Annotated in this window: 19 protein-coding genes; 16 read left to right on the top strand and 3 right to left on the bottom strand. The window is 62.6% G+C overall.

All coding sequences use genetic code 11. The features are described 5' to 3' along the window. Positions 1-10: 10 nt before the first annotated feature. The 5 genes from DV520_RS08430 to yfcE all read left to right on the top strand — a co-directional run bounded on the left by DV520_RS08430 (position 11) and on the right by yfcE (position 5,370). A complete protein-coding gene (locus DV520_RS08430; protein WP_117142434.1) occupies positions 11-1,681 on the top strand; it encodes an ABC transporter permease subunit in 1,671 nt (556 codons plus the stop codon). Then, positions 1,672-2,676 (top strand): extracellular solute-binding protein, encoded by a 1,005-nt coding sequence (locus tag DV520_RS08435; protein ID WP_117142435.1) that lies wholly within the window; start codon positions 1,672-1,674, stop codon positions 2,674-2,676. The genes DV520_RS08430 and DV520_RS08435 overlap by 10 nt, the downstream gene beginning before the upstream one ends. Positions 2,677-2,763: 87 nt before the next feature. Then, on the top strand, positions 2,764-3,861 hold the full coding sequence (locus DV520_RS08440; RefSeq protein WP_117142436.1) for a 2-aminoethylphosphonate--pyruvate transaminase: 1,098 nt from the start codon (positions 2,764-2,766) through the stop codon (positions 3,859-3,861). Beyond that, complete coding sequence (gene phnX / locus DV520_RS08445) at positions 3,858-4,634, top strand: phosphonoacetaldehyde hydrolase (protein ID WP_117142437.1); 777 nt, start codon at positions 3,858-3,860, stop codon at positions 4,632-4,634. The genes DV520_RS08440 and phnX overlap by 4 nt, the downstream gene beginning before the upstream one ends. Positions 4,635-4,821: 187 nt before the next feature. Beyond that, complete coding sequence (yfcE, locus tag DV520_RS08450; protein WP_117142438.1) at positions 4,822-5,370, top strand: phosphodiesterase; 549 nt, start codon at positions 4,822-4,824, stop codon at positions 5,368-5,370. A 53-nt stretch (positions 5,371-5,423) separates the two neighbouring features. Here the strand turns inward: yfcE and vanT are convergent, their stop codons facing one another. The 3 genes from vanT to vanG are packed head-to-tail and all read right to left on the bottom strand — an operon-like array spanning position 5,424 to position 9,335. Beyond that, the gene (gene vanT / locus DV520_RS08455; protein ID WP_117142439.1) at positions 5,424-7,547 is read right to left on the bottom strand and encodes a serine racemase VanT catalytic subunit; all 2,124 of its coding nucleotides are present in this window, start codon (positions 7,545-7,547) and stop codon (positions 5,424-5,426) included. Further along, complete coding sequence (locus tag DV520_RS08460) at positions 7,540-8,286, bottom strand: M15 family metallopeptidase (protein WP_021920345.1); 747 nt, start codon at positions 8,284-8,286, stop codon at positions 7,540-7,542. Before DV520_RS08460 ends, vanT begins: the two co-directional genes overlap by 8 nt. Beyond that, positions 8,283-9,335, bottom strand: a complete 1,053-nt coding sequence (gene vanG / locus DV520_RS08465; RefSeq protein ID WP_117142440.1) for a D-alanine--D-serine ligase VanG — start codon at positions 9,333-9,335, stop codon at positions 8,283-8,285. The genes DV520_RS08460 and vanG overlap by 4 nt, the downstream gene beginning before the upstream one ends. A gap of 340 nt (positions 9,336-9,675) precedes the next feature. Here vanG and DV520_RS08470 point away from each other — a divergent pair, with 340 nt between their 5' ends. The 11 genes from DV520_RS08470 to DV520_RS08520 are packed head-to-tail and all read left to right on the top strand — an operon-like array spanning position 9,676 to position 19,254. Continuing rightward, positions 9,676-9,897, top strand: a complete 222-nt coding sequence (locus tag DV520_RS08470; RefSeq protein ID WP_021920347.1) for an acyl carrier protein — start codon at positions 9,676-9,678, stop codon at positions 9,895-9,897. Continuing rightward, positions 9,894-10,838, top strand: coding sequence for an enoyl-[acyl-carrier-protein] reductase FabK (gene fabK / locus DV520_RS08475; RefSeq protein WP_021920348.1), 945 nt, complete (start codon positions 9,894-9,896; stop codon positions 10,836-10,838). The genes DV520_RS08470 and fabK overlap by 4 nt, the downstream gene beginning before the upstream one ends. Further along, positions 10,826-11,743, top strand: coding sequence for an ACP S-malonyltransferase (locus DV520_RS08480; protein ID WP_117142442.1), 918 nt, complete (start codon positions 10,826-10,828; stop codon positions 11,741-11,743). The genes fabK and DV520_RS08480 overlap by 13 nt, the downstream gene beginning before the upstream one ends. Then, positions 11,737-12,471: a 3-oxoacyl-[acyl-carrier-protein] reductase gene (fabG, locus tag DV520_RS08485; protein ID WP_117142443.1), complete on the top strand. Its 735-nt coding sequence runs from the start codon at positions 11,737-11,739 to the stop codon at positions 12,469-12,471. Before DV520_RS08480 ends, fabG begins: the two co-directional genes overlap by 7 nt. Positions 12,472-12,527: 56 nt before the next feature. Next, positions 12,528-13,775 (top strand): beta-ketoacyl-ACP synthase II, encoded by a 1,248-nt coding sequence (fabF, locus tag DV520_RS08490; protein ID WP_242984672.1) that lies wholly within the window; start codon positions 12,528-12,530, stop codon positions 13,773-13,775. Then, on the top strand, positions 13,772-14,197 hold the full coding sequence (accB, locus tag DV520_RS08495) for an acetyl-CoA carboxylase biotin carboxyl carrier protein (RefSeq protein WP_021920352.1): 426 nt from the start codon (positions 13,772-13,774) through the stop codon (positions 14,195-14,197). The genes fabF and accB overlap by 4 nt, the downstream gene beginning before the upstream one ends. Positions 14,198-14,208: 11 nt before the next feature. Beyond that, positions 14,209-14,646: a 3-hydroxyacyl-ACP dehydratase FabZ family protein gene (locus DV520_RS08500; RefSeq protein WP_021920353.1), complete on the top strand. Its 438-nt coding sequence runs from the start codon at positions 14,209-14,211 to the stop codon at positions 14,644-14,646. Beyond that, complete coding sequence (locus tag DV520_RS08505) at positions 14,628-15,935, top strand: acetyl-CoA carboxylase biotin carboxylase subunit (RefSeq protein ID WP_021920354.1); 1,308 nt, start codon at positions 14,628-14,630, stop codon at positions 15,933-15,935. The genes DV520_RS08500 and DV520_RS08505 overlap by 19 nt, the downstream gene beginning before the upstream one ends. A gap of 5 nt (positions 15,936-15,940) precedes the next feature. After that, entirely contained in the window at positions 15,941-16,804 is an 864-nt protein-coding gene (locus DV520_RS08510; RefSeq protein ID WP_242984673.1) for an acetyl-CoA carboxylase carboxyltransferase subunit beta, read from the top strand. After that, complete coding sequence (accA, locus tag DV520_RS08515; RefSeq protein ID WP_021920356.1) at positions 16,801-17,613, top strand: acetyl-CoA carboxylase carboxyl transferase subunit alpha; 813 nt, start codon at positions 16,801-16,803, stop codon at positions 17,611-17,613. Before DV520_RS08510 ends, accA begins: the two co-directional genes overlap by 4 nt. 12 nt (positions 17,614-17,625) lie before the next feature. Beyond that, positions 17,626-19,254 carry an AMP-binding protein gene (locus DV520_RS08520; RefSeq protein ID WP_117142444.1) on the top strand — a complete coding sequence of 543 codons (1,629 nt, stop codon included), beginning with the start codon at positions 17,626-17,628 and terminating at the stop codon, positions 19,252-19,254.

Genomic DNA, 19,254 nt, shown 5'->3' on the forward strand with positions numbered 1-19,254 from the left:
CGGTGGCCCTATGAAACGAAAGCATTGGGAGCTTACGCTCATTTTCATCCTGTTGGTCATTCTCTTTGCAACCTTTCTGGCCATTCCGGCCATCCGGCTGCTGGTCAAGTCCTTTTGGGGCGAGACTGGATTGACCACAGAATTCTATACCTCGGTGCTGACTGCCCCACAGTTCGGCACAGCACTCAGGAACAGCTTCGCCGTCTCTGCGGCCTCTGCGCTGCTGGCGGTGGGGATTGCCTTTGTGATGGCCTACCTCATCCATTACACCCGATTGCCCCGAGGCTTTCGGCGGGCGATGCAGGCGGTGGCGACACTGCCCATGTTCCTTCCCACCATTACCTACGGCTTCGCCATCATCTACTCCTTTGGCAAGCAGGGCCTGATCACTCGCCTGTTGGGCCACCAGATCTTTAACATCTATGGGTTTGGCGGCCTGTTGCTGGGCTATGTAATCTATACGGTGCCTGTGGCTTTCCTGCTGATCCACAACACCATGGGGTATGTTGACAAGAAGACGTTGGTTGTCTCCAAGGCCATGGGGGATGGCCACCTGTCCACCTTCTGGATCGCCATCCTCCGGCCGCTGCTGGGGACGTTGGCAGGGGCGTTTATCCAGTCCTTTTTCCTCTGCTTCACTGACTTTGGCATTCCTGCCTCTGTGGGCGGAAAGTATGATGTGGTGGCCACGGTGCTCTACAACGAGATGTTGGGCGGCGTGCCCGATTTCAACCGGGGCGCCGTGGTGGCCATGGTGATGCTGCTGCCGTCCATTGTCAGTATTCTGCTGCTGCGGTTTTTGGAGCGGTATAACATCCGTTATGACCGCATCAGCGACGCCGATCTTCGCCCCAACCGGGGCAGGGACACGGCGTGGGGGCTGTCGGGGACCGTGTTGTCGGTGGGAATGCTCTCCATCTTCGCGGTGATCTTTGTGGTACCTCTGGTGCAGAACTGGCCCTACCAGACCCAGTTCACCCTGGCCCACGTCCAGGCGGTTTTTGCAGACAGCGAGCTGCAGACGGTGTACCTCCACTCCCTGGGCATGGCGCTGTGTACGGCGTTCTTTGGGACGCTGCTGGCCTACGGCGCGGCGCTGATCACTGCCCGGAGCACCCTGCCCAAGTGGCGCAAGCAGAGCGTGGATTCCATCGCGCTGGTGACCAATACCATCCCCGGCATGGTGCTGGGCCTGGCCTTTCTGTTCACCTTCACGGGAACCCCCCTGCAGAATACCTTCCCGCTGATGATCCTGTGTAATATTGTCCACTATTTCTCCACTCCCTATCTTATGATGAAAAACTCCCTGTCCAAGATGAACGCGGGGTGGGAGACCACGGCCATGCTCATGGGAGACAGCTGGCCCAAGACCATCCTGCGGGTGGTGACCCCCAATGCGGCCTCCAGTCTCATTGAGGTGTTCAGCTACTATTTCATCAACGCCATGGTTACCATCAGCGCCCTGATTTTCCTGGCCGGTGCCCGGACCATGGTTCTGACCACCAAGATCAAGCAGCTGCAGTATGTCAATGAATACAATGAGGTCTTTGTCCTCTCCCTGCTGATCCTCTTTACCAACCTGCTTGCAAAGGCCATTTTCACCTGGCTTGCAAATAGAAGTGCCCAAACGGGAAAACGAAACAATAAGAAGAGAAAGGAAACGAAACCATCATGCATCTGAAAAAATTACTGGCGCTGGGTCTGTCCCTGACCATGGCTGTGGCCCTGCTGAGCGGCTGCGGCCAGCAAGAGACCGCGGAAGGCGGTACCCCGTCGGAGCAGGTTATCATTTACTCCAACGCCGACGAAGAGGCGATTACCGCCATGACCAACGCCCTGAACGCCGGCGGCTATGCGGGCCAGTATGTCTTCCAGACCTTTGGCACCTCGGAACTGGGGGGGAAGCTCCTGGCCGAAGGGACCAACCTGGAGGCGGATCTGGTCACCATGAGCACCTTCTATCTCCAGAGTGCCCAGGAGCAGAACACAATGTTTGTCCCCCTGACCTTCCCGGTGAATACCCTGGAGGAGGTCCCGGACTATACCGCGCCCATTACCTCCCAGGAGGGCGCCATTATTGTCAATACAGAGGTTCTGAAGGAAAATAATCTGCCCATGCCCACCTGCCTGAAGGATCTGGCCGATCCTGTCTATGCCGGTTTCCTGGCGGTGACCGATGTGCAGTCCTCCTCTACCGCGTGGCTGCTGATGCAGGCGCTGGTTTCGGAATATGGGGAGGACGGGGCACAGACGGTTCTCCACGACATCTATGCCAACGCAGGGGACCACATTGAGACCTCCGGCTCTGCCCCGCTGAAGCTCTGTGAGGCCGGGGAAATCGCCGTGGGCTTTGGCCTGCGCCACCAGGCGGTGGCGGCCAAGGCAGAGGGCCTGCCCATCGACTATGTGGACCCCACCGAGGGCAACTTCTCCCTGACGGAGTCTGTGGCCATTGTGGACAAAGGGGAGAGCACCAATCCTTTGGCCATGAAGATGGCCCAGTGCATCATCGAAAATGGCCGTGCCGAGCTCCAGGAAAACTACCCCAACCCCCTGTATGAGGGAGAGAGCGCGGACAGCGCCAACAAATCCGCCTACCCCAAGACCTTCCAGGAGCCGCTGACCTTTGAACTGTACGAAAAGCACCAGCAGATCTCTGAGGCTGCCAAGCCCTGAGGGATACGATGCAGAAGAGGGCGCGAAAGGCGCCCTCTTCTAATGAAAAACGGAAACCATCACAGAATATAAGGAGAGAAACATACCATGAATTCCTATAAACTGCTCACCCCCGGCCCGCTGACCACCACCGACACCGTGAAGCAGGTGATGCTCTTTGACCACTGCACCTGGGATGACGATTACAAGCAGATCACCCAGACCATCCGTCGCACGCTGCTGGCGTTGGGACACGTGTCCGAGCCGGAGTACACCGCTGTGCTCATGCAGGGCAGCGGAACCTTTGGCGTGGAGTCTGTGCTCACCAGCGTCATCGGACGGGAGGACAAGCTCCTCATTGCGGCCAACGGGGCCTACGGCCTGCGGATGGCGGAGATCTGCCGCCACGCGGGGATTGCGTATACCCTCTATGAGCAGGACAACCACAAGCGTCCCCAGGCGGACGTGGTGGCAAAGTACCTGGCAGAGGACCTGGCCATCACCCACGTGTCCATGGTCCATGGGGAGACCACCAGCGGCATCCTCAACGATGTGGAGGCTGTGGGCCGGGTGGTAAAGGCCGCCGGCAAGACCTTCCTTGTGGACGCCATGTCCACCTTCGGCGGCGTGGACATCCCGGTGGCTGGCTGGGGCATTGATTTCCTGGTGTCCAGCGCCAACAAGTGCATTCAGGGGGTGCCCGGCTTTTCCTTCATCCTGGCCAACCGGGAGAAGCTGGAGGCCAGTGCCGGCCAGGCCCGGTCCCTGGCGTTGGACCTCTATGACCAGTGGAAGACCATGAACGAGGATGGAAAGTGGCGCTTTACCTCCCCCACCCATGTGGTGCTGGCCTTTGCCCAGGCGCTGGAGGAACTGAAGGAGGAGGGTGGGGTGCCCGCCCGCCATGCCCGGTATGACCAGAACCAGCGGCTGCTGGCGGAGAACTTCCGCGCCCTGGGCTTTGTGCCCTACCTGGACCCCGCCGTGCAGGGTCCCATCATCACCACCTTCCGGTATCCGGCGGGCGCCCGTTTCACCTTCCAGCAGATGTATGAATACATCAAGGCCCGGGGCTATGTTCTCTATCCCGGCAAGGTGATGGAGGCGGAAACCTTCCGGGTGGGCAACATCGGGGAGATTTATCCAGAGGATATTGCCAAACTCAGCGCCATTCTGGCTGACTTTCTCAAGGAGGTGGCGGCATGAAGCCTCAGCTGGTGATTTTTGACTGGGCGGGGACGACCGTGGATTATGGCTGCTTTGCGCCTGTGAATGCCTTTGCCCTGGCTTTCCAGAAGTTTGGGGTCACCCCGACGGTGGAGGAAATCCGGGCCCCCATGGGGATGCTCAAGCGGGATCACATCCGCACCATGCTGGCCATGCCCGCCATCCGGCAGCAGTGGGAGGAGAAGCAGGGCGCGTTTGATGAAGCGGCGGTGGAAAAAATTTACGGCGTCTTTGAAGACGCGCTCATGGAGAGCCTCTCCCAGTATGCCGCGCCCAAACCCGGTGTGCTGGAAACCGTGGCAGAACTCAGGGCGCGGGGGATGAAGGTTGGCTCCACCACTGGCTATACCGATAAAATGATGGCGGTGGTCACGGCGGAAGCCGCCCGGCAGGGCTATGCCCCCGACGCCTGGTTCAGCCCGGACAGCGTCCAGGGGTTGGGCCGGCCCTATCCCTATATGATCTATGCCAATATGGCAAAGTTCCAGATCGCTTCAGTGGAACAGGTCGTCAAGGTGGGCGACACAGTGGCCGACATTCAGGAGGGCAAGCACGCGGGGGTCCTCTCCCTGGGGGTGCTGGAGGGCAGCAGCGTTATGGGATACACCCAGGCGGAGTATGAGGCCCTGCCCCAGGCAGAGCGCCAAGCAGAGAAGGACCGGGCCCGGGAGATCTTCCTGGCCGCCGGAGCGGATGGGGTGCTGGATACCCTGGATCAGCTGCCCCAGTGGCTGGAGAACGGGCAGGTGTGAAAGCAGGGATTCGGGCCCGCTCTCTTCTGAAACGGGGAACCCGGAGACCGGGAGGGATAGAGGGAAAAGGGGCGCGGCCCTATTGCATTTCCCGGCTTGTTCGCCTAAAATAGGGGTGCCTTGCAAAGCCGGGGGGCTTGGCTGTCCTTCCGGAGAGGCAAGAGGGAACACAGAAAGGCGGCAAGCGATGAAATGGATGATTGCCTCAGACCTTCACGGCTCTGCGTATTACTGCCGGGCGTTACTCCAGGCGTGGGACCGGGAACAGGCCGACCGGCTGATCCTGCTGGGAGATCTTCTGTACCATGGGCCCAGAAATGATCTGCCCAGGGAATACGCGCCCAAAGAAGTTTTGGCTATGCTGAACCAGAGAAAGGAAGGCCTCCTCTGCGTGCGGGGAAACTGTGACAGTGAAGTGGACCAGATGGTGCTGGAGTTTCCCATCCTGGCCGACTATGGGGTGCTGGCCCTGGGCGGCCGGCTGCTCTATCTCACCCACGGGCATGTGTTTCATAAGGACCATCTGCCGCCTCTCCAGGCGGGAGACATCCTGCTGCATGGGCACACCCATATTCCCGGATGGGAGACATTGGAGGAGGGACGGCAGTGCTGGAATCCTGGCTCCGTCGCCCTGCCCAAGGCGGGCAGCCCCCACAGCTATATGATTCTTGAGGGGGCGTGGGTCCAGTGGAAGGACCTGTCCGGCGGGACCTACCATACATTGACAGTCGGCTGAGAGGAAAACATCAGGGGCCGGAGACAGCTTTGCTGTCTCCGGCCCCTGATGTTTTAGGAAAGAATTCGTTCCAAGCGGGTCCCCAGCTGGCTGAGGATCTCGTTGGTAATGGTGTCTGTCTGGCGGGCCAGGTCATAGGCCGTGATGGTCTCCTGGCCGGCAGAGCCGATCAGAATGGCCTCGTCCCCGGGCTGGACGGCGGGGAGGTCTGTGACGTCCACCAGGGTTTGGTCCATGCAGATGCGCCCGATGATGGGGGCCCGGCGGCCGCCCAGCAAAACCTCTCCGCCGGTCAGGGAGCGGGGCAGACCGTCCCCATAGCCGATGGTGAGCACGGCCACTTGGGTGGGGCGCTGGGCCACAAACGCCAGCCCGTATCCGGCGCCGGCGCCGGCGGGCAGGGATTTGACCGCGGCCACCCGGGCATGGAGGGAGAGAACCGGACGCAGCGGCGGCGCAGCCGCGTTCCAATCCTGCTGGGTGCTGAGCAGGCCGTAGAGAGCGATCCCGACCCGGGCGTAGTCCCCTGAGATATCGGGGTAGTTCAGCAGTCCATGGCTGGCCTGAAGATGGACCTTGGGGAGGGGAATCCCCCGGTTTTTCAGCTCCTCCAGCAGCTGCTGGAAGGCCTGAACCTGCCGCTGGACATAGGCGCGGTCGGCGGGGGAGGGGCTGTCCGCTGTGCAGAGGTGGGTGAAAATCCCCTCGACCCGAAGGTGCTTCATGGTGAAGATTTGAACGATCTCCTCCAGGTGATGGCAGGGCTCACCCAGGCGGTGCATCCCGGTGTCAACGGCCAGGTGGACCGGCAGGGATTTGCCGGCTTGGCTGAGCTGCACGGCGTGGGAGAAATCCACTGCGGTTTGGGTGAGTTTGTACCGGCGCAGCAGGGGGACCTGGCTAGGGGGTGTATACCCCAGGATTAAAATTTCCCCGCGGATGCCCCCTTTCCGCAGCTGAATGCCCTCCTCCAGACAGGCCACGCAAAAGGCGGAAATGCCCTGGGCGGCCAGGGCCCGGGCTATGGGCAGGGCGCCGTGTCCGTAGGCGTTGGCTTTGACCGCCGGCATCAGCTGGCAGCCAGGGGGAAGCAGGGAGCGCAGTGCCGACACATTGTGGGCCAGCGCATCCTGGTCCAGTTGAATCCAGGCCCTGCCGCGGGTGGGCCGGGGAGGACGGAGACGGGCCAGCGCCCAGGCGATGACCGCGGCGGCCAGGAAGGAGAGCAGACAAACGGCCAGGTAGTGGACCAGGCTGTTGTCCACCAAGACGGCGGTGAGCCCCACCGCCTCAGCGGCCCCCCGGATGACCACAATCATGGCCGGGTGCAGGATATACACCCAGGTGGACACGGGCCGGCAGAACGCCGGGGCCTGGGGGGACCAGGCCAGCAGAAGGCGGTAGAGGAAGACCATCACCACCGGCAGCAGGAGATACATGCTGTCATGGCGCTGCAGGGCAAAGTGGCGCAGGGTGAAAGCCTCCCCAGTCATCAGAACCAGGGAGAGCAAAAGCCCCAGCCCGTTGACAGCGGGCCTTCCGGCGGGTGGCCGGCTTCCCAGCCGGGCGCCCAGGAGGAGAAACAGGGGGGCCATAAACAGGCCGTTGCGGGTGTAGGAGAACACCTGGAAGCCGGCCTCGTAGGCCGCTGCCAGAGGCGGCAGCGCGGCGGTCAGGCCATAATAGCTGTCCCCAAACAGACCGATGAGATAGAGCAGTCCCGTGACCGCCAGCAGCCCTCTGCCCCGCAGCACCCGCCCCAGCAGATACACCAGAAGCAGCCCTGTGGCGCAGGCAGGAAAATACCAGAGATGGTAAAAGGTGCCGTCGAAGAGTAACAGACGGAGGGCGGACAGGGGGGAGAGCCCCTGGTAGTGGCCGGCGTAGAGCCCCACAGGGAGGTAGAGCACCACCGCCACCAGGTAGAGCAGGAGAATTTTCTTCACCTGCCGCCACAGGGCGGAAAAGGGCCGCCGGCCCTGGAGAACCTTGCCCAGGACAAACTGGCCGGTTACCATGAAGAAGAAGGGGACCGCCACCCGGGCCAGACTTCGGGTGAGCAGGAAGTCCCCGTCCGGGGAGTAGGTGGTCAGAGGGGAGGTGTGGATGGCCACCACCAACAGAGCGGCGATGACCTTGAAGGCGTCCAGGCCGCCGTAACGGGGGGGATTACCCATGGGCCCGCCTCCATTCTGTGATGATAAACCCGTCCACATTGTTTCCTGAGATGGTACAGGGCAGGTCGGAATCCCGCTTGAGAATCGTGGGACCGTCCGAGGCGCCCGGCAAAAAGGAGACAATGGCATTTTTTTCCTGGTATCGACAGGATTCGTAGGGAAATTCCCGCAGCCAGGCGATATACTCTTCCAGGGTCAGTCCCCGGGCCTCCATGATGGCGGCGTGGGGCTGGCCCACATAGCGGAAGTGCCAAGGCTCATGGCCGATGCCGGTGATCTCCTCTTTCCCGGCGGGGTACCGCTGGATCAGGCCGTACCGGGCCATCTCCCGGCGGAAGGTCTGGCAGAGCCCGGTATAGGGAAAGTCGGGGCGGATAAAGTCGATGGACGCGCTCCGGCGGCCCAGATCAATGGCCAGGCCGGTCTGATGCTCGCTGTGGCCGGGATATGCTACGTAAGTCTGGGTAAAGGGGAGGCCGTTTTCCGCCAGGGAGTCCTCCCAAATGGCCTGCTGCTCTTCCAGCGCCCGCCAGCCGCTGACGGGCACAATCTCCTTCCAGCCTCCGATGGCGGCCATCAGGCTGTCTAAGGCCTGGGCGGCCCGGCGCTCCAAGAGAATGTCCGTGTCCGCCACTGTGACCAGGTCCGGATGGGGGAGGGGATGGTGGGGAAAGGAAGGGTTGACCAGCAGCAGGTCCCCCTGGAACATGGCCTCCGGCGTGAGGATCAGCGTGTTCATGGGGCCATCACCTGCCCGAGAATGGTGTCTAAAATCTCTGGGAAGGTCATCCCCGCCGCCTGCATCATCCCGGGAAAACGGCTGTGCTCGGTGAACCCGGGAATGGTGTTAATCTCGTTGAAAACAATCTTGCCCTGGGGGGTCAGGAACAGATCCACCCGGGCAAAGCCGGCGCAGCCCAGGGCCCGGTATAGGACCTTGGCGGTCTGCTTGACTGCCTGGGCCGTCTGGGGGTCCACCCGGGCGGGAACATGGATGGCGGAGGTCTTCAGGGTGTATTTCTCCGTAAAGTCGAAAAACCCGCCGGAGAGCTCGATCTCATCAATTTCTCCCACCAGCAGTTCCCGGGTGCCGATGACGGCACAGCCCACCTCAAAGCCGGGGATGGTCTCCTCTAAAATCACCTGATTGTCGTACTGAAACGCCAGGTCCAGGGCGGGAAGAAGCTCTTCCTCTTGGTGAATCTGGGAGATGCCGTAGGAAGAGCCCGCTTTCACGGGCTTCACAAAGAGGGGATAGCCTGTCTGCCGGGCAAAGTCTACGGCGGCCTGGGGGTCCTCCCCCAGATTGAGAACCAGGGAGGCGGGCACTGCCACCCCGGCCAGGGAGGCCAGCTTGTGGGCCCGGTCCTTGTCCATACACAGGGCGGAGGCCAAGGTGCCGCAGCCCACCACCGGAATACCGGCCAGCTCCAGCAGCCCCTGCACAGTGCCGTCCTCTCCGTTCTTTCCGTGGAGAATGGGCAGGGCGTAATCCACCTGGATCACCTGGTGCCGGGGGGCGGAGAAGGCCAGGAGCCCGTGGACCGAGCGGTCCTGGGAGACCACCACAGGGGTGAGGCATCCCGGGTCCTCCGCCCAGGAGTCCGTGGCGATCCGATCATAGGCGCCGGTGTAGTGGAACCACTGGCCGCTCTGGGTAATCCCCACGGGAAGGACCGTGTATCGGTCTGGGTTCAGGTTGGATAAAACAGCGTAGGACGACTGCAAAGAGACGGAATACTCTGGGGAACAGCCGCCGAAGAGCACGGCAAGGGTGGGCTTTTTCATGGGAATCCTCCTGTCAATGTAGAAGAACGAATTGGGGCAAAAAAAGAAATTCGTCGGGAATCTGCCTGTTATTGTAGCAGAGAAAAGTGATTCATGTTTTAAGAGAACCTTGCGGTTTTCTTAAAAAGAATTGCGTCTTTCTTAAAAACCATTAAGAAGATTTGAAGCGCCGGGGCCCATAGGGGAAAACCCGGGGAATTCCCCCTGAAATGTGAACAAAATGTGAATAATTTTAGAAATTGTATTGACAAAGGGCATGGGGCGCGGTATATATAGCGGAAGTAATCAGTGATTACTAACATAAAAACTTGTAAAAAACGACACATGGAGGTCATTTATCATGGTATTTGAAGCAATTGCAGAGCTGGTAGCAGAGCGCGTGGAAAAGGATGTCTCCGAGATCACCATGGAGAGCAATTTCCGGGACCTGGGCATTGACTCCCTGGACACCGTGGAGCTGCTGATGAACCTGGAGGACAAGCTGGGCATTGAGATCGAGCTGGACCAGAAGGTGGAGACCGTGGGCGACCTGGTGGCCTTCATTGAGAGCAAGCAGGCATGATTCGCACGCCGTTATGTGATCTGCTGGGCATCGAGTATCCGGTGTTCCAGGGGGGCATGGCCTGGATCGCCGACGGCAAGCTGGCCGCGGCGGTGTCGGAGGGGGGCGGCCTGGGCATCATTGCCGCAGGCAACGCCCCGGGAGACGCGGTCCGGGAGCAGATCCAGGTGGCCAAGTCCCTGACCAGCCGTCCCTTTGGGGTGAACATCATGCTGATGAGCCCCTTTGTGGAAGAGGTGGCCCAGGTGGTGGCTGAGGAGAAGGTGGCCGTGGTGACCACCGGCGCCGGCAACCCCACCAAGTACATGGCCCTGTGGAAAGAGGCCGGCATCCGGGTGATCCCCGTGGTGGCCTCGGTGGCCATGGCCAAGCTGATGACCCGCCTGGGGGCCTCCGCCCTCATTGCGGAGGGCGGCGAGAGCGGCGGCCACGTGGGGGAGCTGACCACCATGGTTTTGGTTCCCCAGATTTGTGACGCCACCACCCTTCCCGTCATCGCCGCCGGCGGCATCGCGGACGGCCGCGGCGTGGCGGCGGCCTTCATGCTGGGGGCCTGCGGGGTCCAGATGGGCACCCGGTTCCTCAGCGCCGAGGAGTGCTCCATCCATCCGGTCTATAAGGAGCGGATTTTGAAGGCCAACGACCTGTGCACCATGGTCACCGGCAAGCGCCTGGGGCATCCCGTGCGCAGCCTGCGGACCAACTTTGCCCGCAACTATGCCAAAGCCGAGTACGGCGGCATGGACGACGAGGCCCTGGAGGCCCTGGGCAGCGGCGCCCTGCGCAAGGCGGTGGTGGAAGGCGATCTGGAGGAGGGGTGCTTCCTCTCCGGCCAGGTGGCCGCCATGGTGAACAAAATCCAGCCGGCGGCTGAGATTGTCCGAGAGGTGATCGAAGGGGCCGAGCCCGTGCTGAAAGGAGCCACACAATGGGTAAAATAGCCTTTGTCTTCGCCGGCCAGGGGGCCCAGTATCCCGGCATGGGCCAGGAGCTGGCCCAGTGCTCCCCGGCGGCCGCAGAGATTTTTGCAAAGCTGGACGCCCTGCGGCCGGGCACCTCTGCCCAGTGCTTCGGGGGCACCGATGAGGAACTGAAAGAGACCAAGAACACCCAGCCCTGCATGTTTGCCGTGGAGCTGGCCGCCGCCGCCGCCCTGGAAGAGGGGGGGCTGCGGGCGGACATGGCCGCTGGATTCTCCTTGGGGGAGATTGGAGCCCTGACCTACACCCGGGCAGTGGACCTGGAGACCGGTTTCCACCTGGTCTGCCGCCGGGGGGAACTGATGCAGGCGGCCGCGGAGGAGCAGCCCACCGCCATGGCTGCGGTGCTGAAGCTGTCCAACGAGGAGGTGGAGCAGATCTGCGCCCAATTTGCGCAGGTCTATCCGGTCAACTACAACTGTCCCGGACAGGTCTCCGTGGCCTGCGCCAAGGAGCAGCTGGCCCCCTTCTCCGCCGCGGTGAAGGCGGCCGGGGGACGGGCTCTGCCGCTGAAGGTGCGGGGGGGCTTTCACTCGCCCTTCATGGCCACGGCAGCCCAGGGCTTTGCCCAGGTGCTGGAGGAATGCCGGGTGGGACAGCCGGAGATGCCCCTGTATTCCAACCGGACGGGGGCGGTCTACGAAGGGGACCCCAAACCTTTGCTGTCCCAGCAGATTGCCTCCCCGGTTCGGTGGGAGACCATCGTGCGGAATATGATTGCCGCCGGGGCGGACACCTTTGTGGAGCTGGGGCCGGGCAAGACCCTGTGCGGCCTCATTGAAAAGATCGACAAAACCGTGAAAACCTACGCGCTGTCCACCCAGGCGGACTTGGAGACCATCTTGAAGGAGGTCAAAGGATGCTGACAGGAAAGACGGCGGTGGTCACCGGTGGTTCCCGGGGCATCGGCGCGGCCATTGTGAGAAAGCTGGCCTCTCAAGGGGCCAACGTGGCGGTGGTCTATGCCGGCAGCCAGGCCCTGGCGGAGGAACTGTGCGCCCAGTGCGCGGCGGAGTTTTCGGGAAAAGCCGTGGCCTACCGCTGCGACGTGGCGGATTTTACCGCGGTGAAGGACCTGATGGCCCAGATTAAAAAGGAGTTTGGCACCGTGGACATCCTGGTGAACAACGCCGGGGTGACCCAGGACGGCCTGCTGGCCATGATGAAGGAGGAGAGCTTTGACCGGGTCCTGGACGTGGACCTGAAAGGGGCTTTCAACTGCATCCGGCACTGTGCCGGGATGTTCCTGCGGCAGAAGCACGGCGCCATTGTCAATGTCAGCTCCGTGTCCGGGATGATCGGCAACCCCGGCCAGGCCAACTACTCCGCCGCCAAGGCGGGGCTCATCGGCCTGACCAAGGCCGTGGCCAAGGAGCTGGCCCCCAAGGGGATCACCTGCAACGCGGTGGCCCCGGGCTTTATCGAGACGGATATGACCCGAGACCTGTCCGGCCAGGACAACGGGCTCCTGGCCGCCATCCCGCTGGGACGGATGGGCCAGCCCCAGGAAGTGGCTGAGGCAGTGGCGTTTTTGGCCACCGCGCCCTATATCACCGGTGAGGTGCTGCGGGTGGATGGTGGCATTGCGATGTAACATTTTTGGGGGGAAGGGTCTGGGGCCCTTCCCCGTTAAACGGAGGACCAATACCAATGGAGAATACCATGCGCAGAGTGGTGGTAACCGGCCTGGGGGTCATCAGCCCCGTGGGCAACACGGTGGAGGCGTGCTGGAACAGCTTGAAGTCCGGCGTCCACGGCATCGGCCCCATCACTCTTTTTGATACCACAGACTACAAGACCAAGATCGCGGCCGAGGTGAAGGACTTTGACCCCCGGGCCTATATGGACAAAACCGAGGTACTGCGCAGCGACGCCTTTTCCCAGTACGGGGTGGCGGCGGCCTGCCAGGCGGTGGAGGAGAGCGGCGTCATCGGCACCCTGCCCCCCGAGCGGGTGGCGGTGTACTTCGGCTCCGGCATCGGCGGCATTCGCACCTTTACCGAGGAGCACAATAAGCTCCTGGCCCGGGGCCCCAAGCGGGTCTCCCCCTACTTTATCCCCATGCTCATTGCCAACATGGCCGCGGGAATGATCGCCATTCGCTTTAACTGCCGGGGGGCGGCGATGCCCTCGGTGACCGCCTGCGCCTCCGGCACCAATGCCATCGGTGAGGCCATGCGGGCCATCCGCCACGGCTATGCCGACGCGGTGATCACCGGCGGTTCTGAGGCGGCCATTACGGAGTGCGGCGTGGCCGGCTTTATCAATATGCAGGCCCTGTCCACCTCGGAGGACCCCAACGCGGCCTGCCTTCCCTTCGATAAGAGAAGAGGGGGCTTCGTCATCGGGGAAGGGGGCGCTGCCCTGGTGCTGGAGGAGTATGAGCACGCAGTGAAGCGGGGCGCTAAGATCTACGGCGAGGTGTGCGGCTACGGCGCCACCTGTGACGCCTTCCACATCACCGCGCCCCGGCCCGACGGCAGCGCCGGCGCCCGGGCCATTCAGCTGGCCCTGCAGGAGGCTGGCCACCAGGCCGGAGAGCGGGTGTACATCAACGCCCACGGCACCGGGACCCCCATGAACGATTCCCTGGAGACCCAGGTGGTGAAGCTGGCCCTGGGAGAGGAGGAGGCCAAGAAGGCCTACATGAGCTCCACCAAGTCCATGACCGGCCACATGCTGGGCGCCGCCGGCGCCATTGAGGCCCTGGCCTGTCTGAAGGCCCTGAATGAGGGCGTTCTGCCGCCCACCATCAACCTCCTGGACCCCGACCCGGCCTGTGACCTGAACTATGTGCCCAACCAGGCGATCCACACGGAGGTGGACCTGGTTCTCTCCAACTCCCTGGGCTTTGGCGGCCACAACGCCTGCATTGCATTCCGGAAGGTGACACGATGAACGAAGCAGAAATTAGAAAGTATGCCGAGCTGATGCGGGAGCTGGACCTGACCGGCCTGGAAGTGACGGAGAACGGCTGTGTGGTCCGGCTGGAGCGCACCCCGGCCGCCCCGGTGCTTCCTCGGGAGACGGTGGCGGTTCCCCCGGCCCCGCCAGTTCCCGCGGCTGCGCCCCAGGAAGGGACCACGGAGGTCACCTCTCCCATGGTGGGGGTCTTTTACGCGGCCCCGGCAGAGAACGCGGAACCCTTTGTCAAGGTGGGAGACCGGGTGAAACGGGGACAGACCCTGTGCATTGTGGAAGCGATGAAGCTGATGAATGAGATCATGGCCGAGCTGGACGGAGAGATCGTGGAGGTCTGCGTCCAGAACGGGCAGGTGGTGGACTTCGGCTGTCCCCTCTTCCGCATCAAAGGGCAGTAAGGAGGACCGCGATGAATCGAGATGAGATCAAAACCATCCTGCCCCACCGGGACAGCATGCTCCTGCTGGATCAGCTGGACCGGGAGGGAGAGATCGCCCATGGACAGTACCGGGTGAAGGGGGACGAGTGGTTCCTCCAGGGACATTTCCCCGACGCCCCGGTGGTGCCTGGGGTGATTCTCTGTGAGATTCTGGCCCAGTCGGCGGGGATTTTGATGCAGGATTCCCTCACCGAGGACACCATCCCCATGTATACCAGCATGAAGAACGTGCGGTTCCGGGCCCCGGTGCTGCCGGGGGACCTCTTTGAGACCAAGTGCCGCATCACCCGGGCCAAGCATCCCTTCTATTTTGCCGAGGGAGAGGGGTATGTGGGGGATACCCTCTGCGTGAAGGCGGAATTCTCCTTTGGGATTACGGAGCGCGAAGTATGTTTTCAAAGATCCTGATTGCCAACCGGGGGGAGATCGCCGTCCGGATCATCCGGGCCTGCAAGGAGATGGGCATTGCCACCGTGGCCATCTACTCCCAGGCGGACCGGGACGCCCTCCACGTGGCCCTGGCAGATGAGAGCTACTGCGTGGGCGGCGCTTCCCCCGGGGAGAGCTACCTCAACGAGGAGCGGGTGGTCTCCGCCGCCCTGGTCTCCGGGGCCCAGGCCATCCACCCGGGGTATGGCTTCCTGTCGGAAAACGCCCACTTTGCCGCCCTCTGCCGGAAAAATGGGCTGGTGTTCATCGGACCCTCTCCGGAGAGCATGGAGGAGCTCAGCGACAAAGCCCGGCTGAAGGAGATCATGGGGAGAAACGGCCTGGAGGTCATTCCGGGCACCCAGGTGCTCGCCAGCGCCCAGGCGGCGCTGGCGGCAGCGGCGGAGATCGGCTATCCTGTGATGCTCAAGGCCAGTGCCGGCGGCGGCGGCCGGGGCATCCGGCTGGTGAGCGCCCCCAATGAGATGACCCAGGCCTATGCCCTGGCGGTGGCCGAGGGGGAGGCCTCCTTTGGGGACGGGTCGGTTTACATGGAGAAGTATGTCCACCCCGCCCGGCACATTGAGGTACAGGTTCTGGCCGACGAGGCGGGCAACGTGGTCTGCCTGGGGGAGCGGGACTGCTCGGTCCAGCGCCACCACCAGAAGCTCATTGAGGAGTCCCCCTCTCCGGCGGTGAGCCGTTCCCAGCGGAAAAAGCTCATGGAGCTCACCGCCCGGGCGGTGAAGGCCATCGGCTATGTGGGGGTGGGGACCCTGGAATTCCTCCTGGACCGGGACGGACGGTTCTGGTTCATGGAGATGAATCTCCGCCTCCAGGTGGAGCACGGGGTGACGGAGATGCTGACCCAGGTGGACCTGGTAAAGTGGCAGATCCGCACCGCCGCAGGGGTTCCGCTGAATTTCCAGCAGCAGAACGTCGCCCTCAACGGGGCCTGTGTGGAGTGCCGGATCAACGCCCTGACGCCGGGGACCCTCTCCATGCTCCACGTGCCCGGCGGCCCCTTTGTCCGCTTTGACACCTATCTGGTCAGCGGCATCTCTGTCTCCCCCTACTATGACGCGCTGCTGGGCAAGCTCATCGTCTACGCCGGCACCCGGGAGGAGGCCATGCGAAAGATGAAAGCGGCTCTGTGTGAGCTGGTGGTGGAGGGCATTGAAACCAACATTGCCGAGCAGCTGGAGCTGGTCAGCGACCCCCGGTTTATGACCGGGCAATATGATTTGACCTTTATGGAAGGCAGGTGACACCGTTGCCCTTTCTGAATTTTATTCACAAACCAAAAAATGAGCTGGAAAAGGGAGGCCGCACGGCGGCGCTGGTCCAAGAGGACGCCAGCGAGCCGGAGAAGACCTGTCCCAACTGTCACAAGTCCATCCCCCTGAGCCGGCTGTGGTCCAACTGGAACACCTGTGCCTGCGGCTATCACTTCCGCATGGGAGGGCGGCAGCGCCTTCGGTTCCTGGCGGACAAGGGCTCCTTTCAGGAGCTGTTTTCCCAGGTGGAGGGGAGGGACCCTTTGTCGTTTCCCGGCTACCGGGAAAAGCTGGAGATGGTCCGGGACGCCAGCAGTGAGAAGGAAGCGGTCCTCTGCGGCACCGCCCGGATCGGGGGTGCGCCCTGCTGTCTGTTTATCATGGAGCCCTACTTTATGATGGGGAGCATGGGCACGGCGGTGGGAGAAAAGATCACCAGCCTCTTTGAATACGCCACCGAGCACAGCCTGCCGGTGGTGGGCTATACCGTCTCCGGCGGGGCCCGGATGCAGGAGGGGCTGCTGTCCCTTATGCAGATGGCCAAAACCAGCGGCGCGGTGAAGCGCCACAGCGACGCCGGTCTGTTTTACTGCACGGTGCTCACCGACCCCACCACCGGCGGGGTAACGGCCAGCTTTGCCATGGAGGGAGACATCATCCTGGCCGAGCCCGGCGCCACGGTGGGCTTTGCCGGGGCCCGGGTGGTGGAGCAGACCACCCGGAAAGCGTTGCCTAAGGGATTCCAAACTGCGGAATTCCTGCTTAAGCACGGCTTTGTGGACGCCATTGTCCCCCGGCGGGACCAGCAGCAGGTGGTGTCCTCTCTGCTGAAGCTCCACCAGAGAGGGGAGGCATTATGAGTACCCAAGCCTATGATATTGTTAAGCTGGCCCGGAGCAACAAACGGCCCACGGGGCTGGACTATATCCAGAACCTGTGCGGGGATTTTTTAGAGCTCCACGGGGACCGGTGCTATGCCGACGATGCCGCCATTGTGGGGGGCGTGGGCCACTTCCGGGGGATTCCGGTGACCTTCGTGGCCATTGAAAAGGGGCACAGCGCCAAGGAGCGGATGAGCCGTTTCTTCGGGGCGCCCCACCCTGAGGGGTATCGAAAGGCCCTTCGTCTCATGCGCCAGGCGGAGAAGTTTCACCGCCCGGTGCTCTGCTTTGTGGATACCTCCGGGGCCTACTGCGGCATTGGCGCCGAGGAGCGGGGCCAGGGGCAGGCCATTGCGGAGAACCTCATGGGCATGATGAGCCTGAACACCCCGGTGATCACCCTTCTCATTGGGGAGGGCGGCAGCGGCGGCGCCCTGGCGCTGTCGGTGGCCGACCGGGTGTGGATGCTGGAGAACGCGGTTTATTCCGTGATCTCCCCCGAGGGTTGTGCCAGCATCCTTTGGAAGGACGCGGGCAAGGCCGATGAGGCGGCCCAGCGGCTGCGGCTCACCGCCCGGGACGCGCTGGAGCTGGGGATCATTGAGAAGATCATCCCCGAGCGGGATCTGGGCCAGCCCGCGTTTTATGGCCTGTTGGCGGACCGTTTGGAAAAGGAGCTTCACGTGCTCATGGGACAGGAGGACCTGCTCCAGCGCCGCTACGCGCGCTTTCGCGCCTTTGGAAGCCCAAAACCCCTGGAGACCCAGCCCCTGGTAGGGGTGAAATAAGGGAGTAACCTGATGCATGTTTATGAGACCTACTGCCGGGAGACCTTTGATGAAAAGGGCCGGCTGACCCAAATCCAGCTGGACTACCCGGCGGATTTCAACTTTGCCTACGACGTGGTAGACGCCATGGCCCGCCTGGCCCCCCAGCAGAAAGCGCTGGTCTGGTGCAACAGCGAGGGCCAAGAGGCGCAGTTCACCTTTGCGGACATCAGCCGCCGGAGCAGCCAGGCCGCCCAGGTTTTTCTCCAGGCGGGCATCCGCCGGGGAGACCGGGTGATGGTGGCGCTGAAGCGCCACTATGAATACTGGTTTGTGACCGTGGCGCTGCACAAGATCGGCGCGGTCCTGATTCCCATGACCCACATGCTCACCCAGGAGGATATCCTCTACCGGCTGCGCTGCGCGCCGGTCCAGGCCATCGTCTGCACCCCCCAGGACCAAGTGCCGGCGCGGGTAGCCGGCGCCGTGGCCCAGGCGGGCGGCGCGTGTAAGCTGTGGACGGTTCAGCAGGATATCCCCGGCTTCTCTAACCTCACCCGGGCCATGGAGGAGGCCGAGGACACCTTGGACCGGCTCCCCACCCTGGCCACCGACCCGATGATTATGTACTTTACCTCCGGGACAACGGGACAGCCCAAAGGGGTGGTCCATGACTTTACCTATCCTCTGGCCCATATTGTCACGGCCAAGCACTGGCAGCAGGCCCAGGACGGCGGGCTCCACTTTACCGTGGCGGAGACCGGCTGGGGAAAGGCGTCCTGGGGAAAGATCTATGGCCAGTGGCTCATCGGGAGCGCGGTGATGGTCTTTGACTTTGACAACTTTGATCCCAAACGGCTTGTGGGGATCATTAACCAATACGGGGTGACCTCCTTCTGCGCCCCGCCCACGGTATACCGGTACCTGGTGAAAAAGGGCATCCCGCCCATGCCCACCCTCCGGCACGCGGCCACCGCGGGAGAGCAGCTGCACCCGGAGATTTTCCGCCGGTTCACCCAGAGCACCGGTCTGCCGCTGATGGAGGGATACGGGCAGACGGAGACCACCTTGCTGTTGGCCAATTTGCAGGGCTGGGAGCCCCTTGAGGGCTCCATGGGGGTGCCCTCCCCCCTCTACCACATCCAGCTGCAAAACCCCGACGGCACCCCCACACCGGTGGGAGAGATCGGGGAGGTGGTCATCCTGCCCCCCGAGACGGGCAAGCCGGTGGGCCTGTTCACCGAGTACCTGGGGGACCCGGCGCTCTACGCCCAGGCCTGGAGAGGCGGCGTCTACCACACAGGGGACGCGGCCTGGCAGGATGAGAAGGGGTACTACTGGTTCCACGGCCGGTTTGATGACATCATCAAGACGGGCGGGTTCCGGGTGGGCCCCTTTGAGGTGGAAAACATTCTCATGGAACACCCGGCGGTGCTGGAGTGCAGTGTGGTGGGGATTCCCGATCCCCTCCGGGGCCAGGCCATCAAGGCGGTGGTGGTCCCTGTGCCGGAACGGGAGCCCAGCAAGACCCTGGAGCGGGAGATTCGGACGTTCTGCAACAGCAGGCTGGCGGAGTACAAGTGGGTCCGCACCGTTGAGTTCGTGGCGGCGATGCCCAAGACCATCAGCGGGAAGATTCGAAAAACCGAACTCAGAACCTGA

Source organism: Evtepia gabavorous (assembly GCF_003425665.1).
GTDB lineage: Bacteria > Bacillota > Clostridia > Oscillospirales > Oscillospiraceae > Evtepia > Evtepia gabavorous.

Coding starts and splice junctions, on each gene's coding strand:
- DV520_RS08430 (WP_117142434.1), top strand. CDS start 11: ATGAAACGAAAGCATTGGGAGCTTACGCTCATTTTCATCCTGTTGGTC.
- DV520_RS08435 (WP_117142435.1), top strand. CDS start 1,672: ATGCATCTGAAAAAATTACTGGCGCTGGGTCTGTCCCTGACCATGGCT.
- DV520_RS08440 (WP_117142436.1), top strand. CDS start 2,764: ATGAATTCCTATAAACTGCTCACCCCCGGCCCGCTGACCACCACCGAC.
- phnX (WP_117142437.1), top strand. CDS start 3,858: ATGAAGCCTCAGCTGGTGATTTTTGACTGGGCGGGGACGACCGTGGAT.
- yfcE (WP_117142438.1), top strand. CDS start 4,822: ATGAAATGGATGATTGCCTCAGACCTTCACGGCTCTGCGTATTACTGC.
- vanT (WP_117142439.1), bottom strand. CDS start 7,547: ATGGGTAATCCCCCCCGTTACGGCGGCCTGGACGCCTTCAAGGTCATC.
- DV520_RS08460 (WP_021920345.1), bottom strand. CDS start 8,286: ATGAACACGCTGATCCTCACGCCGGAGGCCATGTTCCAGGGGGACCTG.
- vanG (WP_117142440.1), bottom strand. CDS start 9,335: ATGAAAAAGCCCACCCTTGCCGTGCTCTTCGGCGGCTGTTCCCCAGAG.
- DV520_RS08470 (WP_021920347.1), top strand. CDS start 9,676: ATGGTATTTGAAGCAATTGCAGAGCTGGTAGCAGAGCGCGTGGAAAAG.
- fabK (WP_021920348.1), top strand. CDS start 9,894: ATGATTCGCACGCCGTTATGTGATCTGCTGGGCATCGAGTATCCGGTG.
- DV520_RS08480 (WP_117142442.1), top strand. CDS start 10,826: ATGGGTAAAATAGCCTTTGTCTTCGCCGGCCAGGGGGCCCAGTATCCC.
- fabG (WP_117142443.1), top strand. CDS start 11,737: ATGCTGACAGGAAAGACGGCGGTGGTCACCGGTGGTTCCCGGGGCATC.
- fabF (WP_242984672.1), top strand. CDS start 12,528: ATGGAGAATACCATGCGCAGAGTGGTGGTAACCGGCCTGGGGGTCATC.
- accB (WP_021920352.1), top strand. CDS start 13,772: ATGAACGAAGCAGAAATTAGAAAGTATGCCGAGCTGATGCGGGAGCTG.
- DV520_RS08500 (WP_021920353.1), top strand. CDS start 14,209: ATGAATCGAGATGAGATCAAAACCATCCTGCCCCACCGGGACAGCATG.
- DV520_RS08505 (WP_021920354.1), top strand. CDS start 14,628: ATGTTTTCAAAGATCCTGATTGCCAACCGGGGGGAGATCGCCGTCCGG.
- accA (WP_021920356.1), top strand. CDS start 16,801: ATGAGTACCCAAGCCTATGATATTGTTAAGCTGGCCCGGAGCAACAAA.
- DV520_RS08520 (WP_117142444.1), top strand. CDS start 17,626: ATGCATGTTTATGAGACCTACTGCCGGGAGACCTTTGATGAAAAGGGC.